Genomic DNA, 8,775 nt, shown 5'->3' with positions numbered 1-8,775 from the left:
TAAAGAAGCATGGACGACTTTCAGTAAGTTTATTTCGCTACGGTTTGGACTATGTTCAAATGGCTGTTCTACGTTTGATTGGTTTTGGGAAAAAAGAAGAATTTAAGAAAGTGCTCGCAATTTTAAGGAAGAAAAAGCCTGATAGGACAAGGGCCCTATGAAATTTGTCGTGTACAGAGCATAATTTTAATTATCCTATTTCTAAATTCAAAAGTTGAATTTAGATAAACTAAGATTGTTGCATCAATGCAACAAAACATCTTATCTATAACAGTGTAATCTTTCGATGAAAGTTTAAAATGCTCATATAACTTATTTGGTTTACGAGACAAACAGAATGAACTTTAAAGCATTATCTCTTGGTTTAGCCGTTGCAGTAGCAAGCTCAATTACAGTAGCAGCACCTGTTGCGTACAAAATCGATCCAACGCATACAGCAACAGTATTTTCATGGAATCACTTCGGTTTCTCTACACCAAGTGCAAATTTCTCAGATATTCAAGGTGTGATTAATGTTGATAATGCAAAACCTGCAAATTCTTCAGTGAATGTGACCATTCCTGTAAGTAGTGTAAATACAAATGTTCCTGCTTTGGATAAAGAGTTCCAAGAAGATGGCTGGTTCAATGCAGCGAAATATCCAAATATCACGTTTGTCAGCACAAAAGTTGAAACTAAAGATAAAAAACATTTTAAAATTACAGGTAACTTAACGGTTAAAGGTATTACCAAACCTGTTGTTTTAAAAGCAGTATTAAATAAACAAGGTGTTCACCCAATGACTAAGGCTGAAGCTGTTGGCTTTAATGCAACAACTAGCTTCAAACGTTCAGATTTTGGTATTGCTAACTATGTGCCAAATGTAGGCGACACAATTACTGTAAATATTACAACTGAAGCTCAAGCAGCTAAGTAATAAATTTACTATCAAAGACTTAGTACAATTTATTGAGATTATACTAGGTCTTTTTTTCATTTGTATCGCAGCCAAATGGTGATAATTTTGAGCATTTTTATTATGAATGAATTTTATTTTTATTTTAAATAAAAGACCTGTAATGAAAGATTTATTTTTTCTTAGATTTGCTTTATTCAAATAAACAGCGTATAAAGCACACTCTCTATTGCGGGATGGAGCAGTCTGGTAGCTCGTCGGGCTCATAACCCGAAGGTCGTTGGTTCAAATCCAGCTCCCGCTACCATATTTATTTTATGCTCTGTGAAATCGAAACTTTTCTGATATGAGAAAAGAAGTTAGCTTTAATTCAATAAAAAAGCTGATTATTATCAAAACCTAGAATTATAGTTGTAAGCCTAGTTTATAGATTCAATCAAAACTGTTAAATCGCATGAGCTCATTCAATGAGTCGATGTAATTATGAAAAAATTAAGTGAATGGTGTATTGCCAAATCAATTAGTGGAAATGAAATTTCTGTTAAAATCATACCCTTAAAGCGTATGCAAAATTCTATAGAAGGACATAAATGGGTTGAAGTCGGTAAAAAGATTCAACTTGAGTGTGGTCAAGAAATTGAATTCAATTTAGATCGTAAAAGTTTTTATATATCACATAATCAACTGTATAGACTATCTTGATTAAAAAGATGTTGTAAATGATTTTTAAATATGTATAGTGGATACAAATTAAAAAATATTCATGTTGTAGTAAATTCTTTTTCGTCGTAGTTTTATTTTTGTAATCCTCCGTTTTGTAAAGATATTTATAATTTTCATTGTCTATTTTTTGAATAAATTTATTGAGAGGATTATCAAATGAGTAACACAGTTCAAGGTACAGTAAAGTGGTTTAACGAAACTAAAGGTTTTGGTTTTATCGCTTCAGATTCTGGTGAAGATGTGTTTGCACATTATAGTGAAATTTCAAATAGTGGCTTTAAGACGCTTCTTGAAGGTCAGCGTGTAGAATTTGTTGTTGTAAACGGTAAAAAAGGTTTTCAAGCATCTAACATCACAATTCTTAAAGTTTAATAACCTACTTAAAACTTTTTTATAAGTTTATAGCCTCATACTCAATAGCTTCGGAATGAGGCTTTTTTATTCTCAAGTATTTATGTCTTGTAAAGGCTATAAAACGCCATCAGGCTTTGGTGCTAGAGAGTAGTCTATCTTAGCTATAGATAAGATGTTAATACTGTTAATCGATCAGGAGCAACAGATTGAACTTCAGGTCGGGCATCTATACTTGTTAGATCATCGTAAGCCACATGAGACACTGCTCTGGTAACGTGGTCAGTTTGTTTATGGGATCATATCAAGAGGCTGAACTTGCAGACGAGTTATTTAAAGAGGTATTCAAGCAGTTCTGTAGTTATGTTCAATAATTTACGTTTTATTCTGCACTATCGTTAAAGCGTTAGAATTTTGGTTAGTGCAGTGCAGAATGAATTATAAAAATATGGTGTAAAATAAAGTCTAAAAGAGTGCAAAATAAGCCGAAAACTTACAAATATGCTTACTAAAACCCTAATACAAAAAAACCACTTAGGATTAGTGCACCTAAGTGGTTGTTTTATTTGGTGGGCCCACCGTGACTTGAACACGGGACCAACGGATTATGAGTCCGCTGCTCTAACCAACTGAGCTATAGGCCCTTTAACAAGTGAAACGAAATATTATCAAACACTTGGGATGTGTGCCATACTAATCAATATTCATGTAATTATCAAGTATTTTCTATAAGTAGACGCATAGTAGACCGTAGAAAGTATTGTGATATATTGTTTAATATAGCAACAGATTGCGATTCTATATATGTCATCACAAAGAGTAAAGCTAACAAAGTCATTTATTGATCAACTAGAGTTAGTTCCAGCGATCTACCGAGACTCTGAGTTAATCGGCTTTGCTGTGCGTGTAAATATCAATTATAAATCCTATATTGTTGAGAAAAAGGTCCTTGGTAAATCCGTTCGGTCTACTCTGGGTCTACACGGGAATATCACATTAGCTCAAGCAAGGGAAATGGCCCGCGAAAAGCTCTTGCAAATGTCGCAGGGTATTAATCCTAACGAAGAAAAAAGAAAAAGAATTGTTGAAGAAGATGCGCGAATAAATACTGAAAAGCAAAAGCCGACTGTCAAGGCTGCATTTGACAACTACCTGACGCTAAAATCACTCAAACCAAGAACCGTTCAAGACTATATTGTTGTACGTGATAAATACCTAATAGATTGGCATAACTTTAAACTTGATGAAGTTTCAAGAAAGATGATTCAGGAAAAGCATGCCGAGCTCAGTCAAAGTAGTAAAGCACAAGCGAACATGGCAATGCGTGTTTTCTCAGCTATATATAACTTTTCAGTAGAACACTATCTTAGTGAAGATGACCAGCCTTTACTCGTCCCATACAATCCGACGAAAACACTTAGTGCAAAAAAGGTCTGGAACAAGATTAAGCGCCGTAAGACCTATATTAATGAAGATCAATTACCAGACTGGATAAGAGCAATCTTTGAATATCAGGATCGAGGGCAGGCTCTTGAAACTAATCGGGACTTTATTTTAACGCTAATCCTAACAGGCTTTCGTAGAGATGAATGTGAGTCACTGCCATGGTCGAGCATAGACCTGAAATATGGAACCATTACGTCTATAGATCCAAAGAACGGTGAGCCGCATACACTGCCTATGGGGGAGTTCTTACTTGAACTAATGAAAAAGCGTAGACGCAATATTCAAAGTGAATTTGTATTTCCGTCTGCAAAATCTCAGTCTGGACATATCGTCAATATTTCCAAAGTCAGATCAAAGATTAATGATCTGTGCGCCGTAAAATTTACATTCCATGATTTACGCAGAACATTTGGATCTATAGCCGAGGGGCTAGATTACGGACACTACACTATTAAGCGGCTACTGAACCATAAAAAAGACAGCGATGATAACGACGTGACATCTGGGTATGTGCAAGTGAGTGATAAGCGTCTACGTGAAGCCATGAATGAAATAGAAGACATCATATTGAAGCACTATAAAGCAGAGTTTATTGAAAAGTTAAAGCAGCAATAAATAAGCCCACATGATGCGGGCTAGGATTAAGCTGTATGTTGCATTCGGTGACTGTTAACGTACTCAACAACATCTTTCTTTTTGTAGAGTACCGTTTTTGAAGTTGGTTTGAAAAATGGAATTCCACCACCTTCACAGCGTTTCTTTTGCAGCCACGGTAGGGAGAAGCCATAGGTTAGGGCAATCACTTCGGGGCTAAAGTCAGAATCTTCTGGAGCATTACGAAAATCATCAACCAGTGCCTTTTTTTCTTCTGCAGATAATCGATCTAATTTAGTTAAACGACTCATCAAGATATCTCCTCAGTTTTACCAGCACCGCACTCAGGGCAATGGGTGTAAATCCCTGAACCTGGTGCAGTCTCATCTTCTTCAAAATTTTCTGGCCATTCACTTTTAGGTAAAACCACAGTGCTACCAATCACGCCGTTCTGCTTATAGTGAGTATGCGGAGCCAATCCATAATATGGGAACACGCTTGCGTCATTCCCATCGAAACAGCGCGTGCAGTAGTCAGTCATGAGCAGCTCTCCACGTCTGCGATGGCTTTATCTAAAACGACTTTAATTTCAGGCGCAGTATATGGAGAATCAGCGTACTTTCTTGCCCGATCTATACTGCCATGCTCAAAAACCAACTCATGACTTTCAACCAAGCGTTTTAGGTCGGTATAATTTAAGTCAATTACTAGTGGGGCATCGTCAGTCAAAATATGCTTCGCGTATTCCCACCCAAAATTTTTAACAAACTCATTTGCTTTCATTGGGTTGCTCCATGTTTTGTTTGCCATTCCTTCATGGCACGTTCTTGGTTGGCAAGCATTGAGACATTCACATTCATTGATCCATATCCACTGATAATGTCTTTGACTTGATTTGTGGCATCTTGCATATCAACAGCAATCACACGACCACTTACGCGACAGCCACCGCCATTTGCTTTGAAGCTGTAAATAGCTTTACTCATGACCTTCTCCCTGTGCTTCGCCAAAAATTGGTACAAGCAAACAAACTTGACAGGGGATGACACCTCCACCATCAGGATGTGGGTCATGCCAAAGTTCACCATTCTCATAAATCACTGAGTGCATATGCCCGCGTGGTGAAATTCCTGCAACTAAATGCTTTACTCCAAGAGCCTTACTAATATCTACAACCCATTTTTTATCTTGCTCAGATGGATTACTATCCACACCTAGATTCAGGATTGTAAAACCATACTTTGCTAAAAATGACTTAACATTTTTCTGATAAATATCAGCATCATTGTGAGTCGGATTGTTGGGGGTAATACTATCCCAAAAGCTTGGTACATCTTCGAGATTTAAACCAAGCAATGTTGCAATCGTTGCACCTTCGCAATTTCCACCAAGACCAGTGATTGTCTGCATAACTTTTTTCATTCTTCTTCTCCATGAAAATCATCAATGTCAAATTTCCATTTTTCAATTTGACCGTTTTGATCAATATTCATGATGATGTAATCACCATAACCTTTTACTGCTGGGGATAGTGTTTTAGGGACATAGCCATCTTCTTGGGATTTAACGACATGGCCATTTGAATCTAATAACACCCAACCGCAGCAATCAGTTACTTTGTAATTAATAAATGCGGTTTTCCCTATTTCCCAGTTTTCAATAACACCAGTTGCCACATCAATTTCAGGACACCACAAGTCACCTTTTTTACACGGAACATTGTCGCCATTTTCAGTGTCATCAACGCCGTTTACGTTGGTGTCTTCCCAGTATCGTACGCGGGCTTTTACAATTAGTTTTTGAATACTCATCAATTAACCTTATACATTCTTATTTGTGAGGCGAGGGACAACATTTTTGTTGTACCAATCTTGGAACCGAGCTTTGTCCTGTTCTTCATGTAATTGCACACGCTTTAAAGACTCTCGGTATTCTTTGACAGATTCAGGGTGTGGCATGTTTCGAGCATTAAAGAATTCTTGTGGGTCGTTGTACATCTGGTATGTTGGATCGCCACACATTTCAACAAGGCTATATAACCAGTCTGCTGATTTAGCATCATTTTGTTCAATGATGGAACACATCACACGTACAGCCATGTTGTGTAAAATTACCTGAGATTCACAGTATTTGAATTGCTTAAGTCCTTGCATATAAGCGAATGCTTCAGCGACATAATTAGAAAACTTTACACCTTGACCTGTAACACCACCTTCACGGATAAGGTCACATTGCTTTTCAAACCATTCCCAACGTTGTTGGGGTTTCATATTTTTTAATAAAACTGGAATTTCTTCAAACATAGTCTTTTCCTTACAACATCCGTGTTGCTGAAATTATTTGGCTTTAAGCAAGCCATGAAGTTTTAATTTTTTACGCAACGTGCCACGGTTAATGCCAAGCTGAAGCGCGACCGCCGTTTGATTACCACGATGTTGAACCAGAGCAGCTTCAATCAGTGGTTTTTCAACTTGCTCAATGACAGCCTGATAAGCAGCGCCGTCTTTCTTTTCAAGAAGAATGGCAATTTGTGCATGTGTTAGCACTGGGGCAGGTGTTTGAATATGTGCATTCATGAATGGTCTCCATGCGGTTTAGAAGCTTCGTACAGGGTTTGAGCCTCTTGCTCAACTTGTTGGGCTTGGGTAGTTTGGGTTTTATCAGCAAGTTCCTGACGATCTGCTGCGTTGCAAAGACTGAAGAACGCAACAACAAAGATGATCATTGCTGCAAGTAAAGGGATGACAAGACCTTCTTTTGATTTGACAGATAAATATTCGTTTTCCATAATGAACTCGCAAGTTTTGTGAGAAAGCCCTTACGCCGTCCAAAGTGAAAGGGCTTTTTCATTTCAATTAGGCTAAGAAAGTACCGATACGAACAGGATTTTCAGGAAGTAAGTCGATGACTTTCTGTTTAAATTCTTGAATGATTTCATCAAGCAGTAATTCTTCTTTTACGATTTGCAGTGCAAATACTGGTTTATCGTCATTTGTATTAATGATTAAGCGAAGTACGAACAAGCGCGACTCTAAGCCAACATAAGCAGAATCGTGGATATGGAAGTAAGCAGGGGTTTTTGCTTCACTAGACTGAGCATCAACCTGATCTAGTCTTCCGCGACGTTCATATGTATTGCCAACATCAGAGTTCACTTCAGTTGAAGATTTGATTTGCATTGTGCGTACAGCATTCAAAGCTTCAGCACCACCAATTAATCCGCCGTTAGCATCAAAAATTTCAAGAACGCTCACCCAGTCTTCCAAGAACACAGCAAAATCACGTTGTGACAATTTTCGGTCTTTCAGGTTTTGCAGTTTCGTCCATGCAACTGTAGGTTCAAGTTGAAGCAATGCTTTATGGTCACAGTGGCCTTGGTCAAAACTCTCTTGGTAGTAGTTTAGAATCGCTGTAGCACTGACATTTTTATGATCAACGAAAATTGGCGAGTGTGGACCTTCTTCTTGTTGATATAGCACATAGCTTTTGAAGTCTTCAAAAGATGGGGTTTTTAATACACCACGTGCGCGGTTGCGACCATTTTGAAACTGCTCTAAATCAGAGACTTTGTAATTTGCATTGATTGCAACTAATTGACCACGACCAAGATATTCAACTGGCTTAGCTAATTCTGCGACTGCATTTGCTTCTGTGTTTGTATTTTCCATCAGGAATGTTCCTATTTAGTGGTTAAAGAAATGGTTAGGTGATTCGATTAGTTGTTTTCGAATTCTTTGAATAACTGGCTGGTGTGATTGGCAAACATAGTGATCGTGCCATCTGTATTGAGATACATCGGAGTTTCAGAAGTAAGGTCTTCTGAGCGTTTACCTTTTGCAGTTGGTTCAACGTATGCCAAGGTATGCGCGATTTTTACCTGGTTAGAATCACCAATACGGGCGATATCAAGCGTGATTTGGACTTTTCCTTTCTTTCCTGTTGCTACAACGCCTTGGGCAACTTCTGTGAGTGCGATACCAAGACCTTGAGCGAAGTTACCGCCTGAAAGGTCTGAGATGAATTGAGGTGCATCGGTTTGTTTTGCTGACATGGCTTTTCTCCACTGAGTCATTTTTTGTTCAGTGAAGATAATACTACTTTAAGTAGAATTAATGTCAATACATAGTAGGAATATTTTCTACTTTTAGTTGTTATGTGTTTTAATAGGCAAAAGAAAACCCCGCACTGGGCGAGGTTGTTTGGAGTGTATGGATGTGAATCAGGTGATGGCTTACTTTTCTATCTTACTGAATATTTTTTCTCTCACATACCTTCTTGTATTTATGATTAAAAACCTAGATAGGTCAAAAAAATCAAAACTATCTAGAGCTAGGATGAGGGTGAATAAACATATATTGGAGCGTCAAAAATTTATACGTGAATACCGTACTCACATAAAGGATCGTGAAGCAACTTCAGGAAAGTTTAAAAAAATCATTTATGGATATCCGTGGTGGCCTTGGTTTAAATAGCTACCATTTCCAAGGTCTTGCAAGAATAATCGAAGCAACTAGGGTTATTAGTGTGGGAATAATCCAAGTTTGATGTTTAATTACATAATTTACAACAGAGTGGGCAACCTGAGATGTCCAGTGTTTTTTGTTATACCAACCAATAACAAAAAATGGATCAGATGGTTTGTTTTCATGGAAAATATCTTCTCCATGCCACCATTTCTTTATTTTCTCAAACATATACTGCCTTTAAATTATGGTTTTATATAACTTAACTAAATCTTATTCATCTGTTTTCTTAGTGTTCATTGG

The 8,775-nt window shown here is 37.5% G+C and carries 16 protein-coding genes, 2 tRNA genes and 1 pseudogene; 6 read left to right on the top strand and 13 right to left on the bottom strand.

Going from position 1 to position 8,775, the window contains the following annotated elements; translation table 11 throughout:
• The 5 genes and pseudogenes from GBN19_RS13420 to GBN19_RS13400 form a co-directional block, all read left to right on the top strand.
• Positions 1–161 (top strand): annotated as a pseudogene (locus GBN19_RS13420) (IS4-like element ISAba33 family transposase); the annotation flags it as partial.
• 176 nt (positions 162–337) lie between these two features.
• Positions 338–916, top strand: a complete 579-nt coding sequence (locus GBN19_RS13415) for a YceI family protein (protein ID WP_151710844.1) — start codon at positions 338–340, stop codon at positions 914–916.
• 209 nt (positions 917–1,125) lie between these two features.
• Positions 1,126–1,202: transfer RNA gene (locus GBN19_RS13410), tRNA-Met, on the top strand.
• A 176-nt stretch (positions 1,203–1,378) separates the two neighbouring features.
• Positions 1,379–1,597: a transposase gene (locus GBN19_RS13405; RefSeq protein WP_151778490.1), complete on the top strand. Its 219-nt coding sequence runs from the start codon at positions 1,379–1,381 to the stop codon at positions 1,595–1,597.
• Between the two features lie 177 nt (positions 1,598–1,774).
• A complete protein-coding gene (locus tag GBN19_RS13400) occupies positions 1,775–1,990 on the top strand; it encodes a cold-shock protein (RefSeq protein ID WP_151710846.1) in 216 nt (71 codons plus the stop codon).
• 546 nt (positions 1,991–2,536) lie between these two features.
• Here the strand turns inward: GBN19_RS13400 and GBN19_RS13395 are convergent.
• Positions 2,537–2,613, bottom strand: a tRNA-Ile gene (locus GBN19_RS13395).
• 160 nt (positions 2,614–2,773) lie between these two features.
• Between GBN19_RS13395 and GBN19_RS13390 the strand changes: the two genes are divergently transcribed.
• Positions 2,774–4,030, top strand: coding sequence for a tyrosine-type recombinase/integrase (locus GBN19_RS13390; protein ID WP_151778489.1), 1,257 nt, complete (start codon positions 2,774–2,776; stop codon positions 4,028–4,030).
• 26 nt (positions 4,031–4,056) lie between these two features.
• Here the strand turns inward: GBN19_RS13390 and GBN19_RS13385 are convergent, their stop codons facing one another.
• The 12 genes from GBN19_RS13385 to GBN19_RS13330 form a co-directional block, all read right to left on the bottom strand.
• Positions 4,057–4,320, bottom strand: a complete 264-nt coding sequence (locus tag GBN19_RS13385) for a DNA-binding protein (protein WP_151778488.1) — start codon at positions 4,318–4,320, stop codon at positions 4,057–4,059.
• Positions 4,320–4,550: a hypothetical protein gene (locus GBN19_RS13380; protein WP_151778487.1), complete on the bottom strand. Its 231-nt coding sequence runs from the start codon at positions 4,548–4,550 to the stop codon at positions 4,320–4,322. Before GBN19_RS13380 ends, GBN19_RS13385 begins: the two co-directional genes overlap by 1 nt.
• Positions 4,547–4,792, bottom strand: a complete 246-nt coding sequence (locus GBN19_RS13375) for a hypothetical protein (RefSeq protein WP_151778486.1) — start codon at positions 4,790–4,792, stop codon at positions 4,547–4,549. Before GBN19_RS13375 ends, GBN19_RS13380 begins: the two co-directional genes overlap by 4 nt.
• Entirely contained in the window at positions 4,789–4,995 is a 207-nt protein-coding gene (locus GBN19_RS13370) for a hypothetical protein (protein WP_151778485.1), read from the bottom strand. Before GBN19_RS13370 ends, GBN19_RS13375 begins: the two co-directional genes overlap by 4 nt.
• Positions 4,988–5,431, bottom strand: coding sequence for a hypothetical protein (locus tag GBN19_RS13365; RefSeq protein ID WP_151778484.1), 444 nt, complete (start codon positions 5,429–5,431; stop codon positions 4,988–4,990). Before GBN19_RS13365 ends, GBN19_RS13370 begins: the two co-directional genes overlap by 8 nt.
• The gene (locus GBN19_RS13360; RefSeq protein ID WP_228271278.1) at positions 5,428–5,820 is read right to left on the bottom strand and encodes a hypothetical protein; all 393 of its coding nucleotides are present in this window, start codon (positions 5,818–5,820) and stop codon (positions 5,428–5,430) included. The genes GBN19_RS13365 and GBN19_RS13360 overlap by 4 nt, the downstream gene beginning before the upstream one ends.
• Positions 5,821–5,829: 9 nt before the next feature.
• On the bottom strand, positions 5,830–6,312 hold the full coding sequence (locus tag GBN19_RS13355) for a hypothetical protein (RefSeq protein WP_151778482.1): 483 nt from the start codon (positions 6,310–6,312) through the stop codon (positions 5,830–5,832).
• A gap of 33 nt (positions 6,313–6,345) precedes the next feature.
• Positions 6,346–6,585 carry a helix-turn-helix domain-containing protein gene (locus GBN19_RS13350; protein ID WP_151778481.1) on the bottom strand — a complete coding sequence of 80 codons (240 nt, stop codon included), beginning with the start codon at positions 6,583–6,585 and terminating at the stop codon, positions 6,346–6,348.
• Complete coding sequence (locus GBN19_RS13345) at positions 6,582–6,797, bottom strand: hypothetical protein (protein WP_151778480.1); 216 nt, start codon at positions 6,795–6,797, stop codon at positions 6,582–6,584. The genes GBN19_RS13350 and GBN19_RS13345 overlap by 4 nt, the downstream gene beginning before the upstream one ends.
• A gap of 67 nt (positions 6,798–6,864) precedes the next feature.
• The gene (locus GBN19_RS13340) at positions 6,865–7,677 is read right to left on the bottom strand and encodes a DUF2303 family protein (RefSeq protein ID WP_151778479.1); all 813 of its coding nucleotides are present in this window, start codon (positions 7,675–7,677) and stop codon (positions 6,865–6,867) included.
• Between the two features lie 47 nt (positions 7,678–7,724).
• Complete coding sequence (locus GBN19_RS13335; protein WP_151778478.1) at positions 7,725–8,060, bottom strand: hypothetical protein; 336 nt, start codon at positions 8,058–8,060, stop codon at positions 7,725–7,727.
• Positions 8,061–8,481: 421 nt separating this feature from the next.
• Positions 8,482–8,703, bottom strand: coding sequence for a hypothetical protein (locus GBN19_RS13330; protein ID WP_151778477.1), 222 nt, complete (start codon positions 8,701–8,703; stop codon positions 8,482–8,484).
• Between the last annotated feature and the right edge of the window lie 72 nt (positions 8,704–8,775).

Source organism: Acinetobacter brisouii (assembly GCF_008993995.1).
Classification (GTDB): Bacteria; Pseudomonadota; Gammaproteobacteria; order Pseudomonadales; family Moraxellaceae; genus Acinetobacter; species Acinetobacter brisouii_A.
The sequence above is the reverse complement of the archived record's forward strand: the minus strand, read 5'-3'. Positions and strand labels throughout refer to the sequence as shown.

What these genes read in the sequence shown, in the direction of transcription:
- GBN19_RS13415 (WP_151710844.1), top strand. Translation starts at nt 338, where the DNA reads ATGAACTTTAAAGCATTATCTCTTGGTTTAGCCGTTGCAGTAGCAAGC.
- GBN19_RS13405 (WP_151778490.1), top strand. Translation starts at nt 1,379, where the DNA reads ATGAAAAAATTAAGTGAATGGTGTATTGCCAAATCAATTAGTGGAAAT.
- GBN19_RS13400 (WP_151710846.1), top strand. Translation starts at nt 1,775, where the DNA reads ATGAGTAACACAGTTCAAGGTACAGTAAAGTGGTTTAACGAAACTAAA.
- GBN19_RS13390 (WP_151778489.1), top strand. Translation starts at nt 2,774, where the DNA reads ATGTCATCACAAAGAGTAAAGCTAACAAAGTCATTTATTGATCAACTA.
- GBN19_RS13385 (WP_151778488.1), bottom strand. Translation starts at nt 4,320, where the DNA reads ATGAGTCGTTTAACTAAATTAGATCGATTATCTGCAGAAGAAAAAAAG.
- GBN19_RS13380 (WP_151778487.1), bottom strand. Translation starts at nt 4,550, where the DNA reads ATGACTGACTACTGCACGCGCTGTTTCGATGGGAATGACGCAAGCGTG.
- GBN19_RS13375 (WP_151778486.1), bottom strand. Translation starts at nt 4,792, where the DNA reads ATGAAAGCAAATGAGTTTGTTAAAAATTTTGGGTGGGAATACGCGAAG.
- GBN19_RS13370 (WP_151778485.1), bottom strand. Translation starts at nt 4,995, where the DNA reads ATGAGTAAAGCTATTTACAGCTTCAAAGCAAATGGCGGTGGCTGTCGC.
- GBN19_RS13365 (WP_151778484.1), bottom strand. Translation starts at nt 5,431, where the DNA reads ATGAAAAAAGTTATGCAGACAATCACTGGTCTTGGTGGAAATTGCGAA.
- GBN19_RS13360 (WP_228271278.1), bottom strand. Translation starts at nt 5,820, where the DNA reads ATGAGTATTCAAAAACTAATTGTAAAAGCCCGCGTACGATACTGGGAA.
- GBN19_RS13355 (WP_151778482.1), bottom strand. Translation starts at nt 6,312, where the DNA reads ATGTTTGAAGAAATTCCAGTTTTATTAAAAAATATGAAACCCCAACAA.
- GBN19_RS13350 (WP_151778481.1), bottom strand. Translation starts at nt 6,585, where the DNA reads ATGAATGCACATATTCAAACACCTGCCCCAGTGCTAACACATGCACAA.
- GBN19_RS13345 (WP_151778480.1), bottom strand. Translation starts at nt 6,797, where the DNA reads ATGGAAAACGAATATTTATCTGTCAAATCAAAAGAAGGTCTTGTCATC.
- GBN19_RS13340 (WP_151778479.1), bottom strand. Translation starts at nt 7,677, where the DNA reads ATGGAAAATACAAACACAGAAGCAAATGCAGTCGCAGAATTAGCTAAG.
- GBN19_RS13335 (WP_151778478.1), bottom strand. Translation starts at nt 8,060, where the DNA reads ATGTCAGCAAAACAAACCGATGCACCTCAATTCATCTCAGACCTTTCA.
- GBN19_RS13330 (WP_151778477.1), bottom strand. Translation starts at nt 8,703, where the DNA reads ATGTTTGAGAAAATAAAGAAATGGTGGCATGGAGAAGATATTTTCCAT.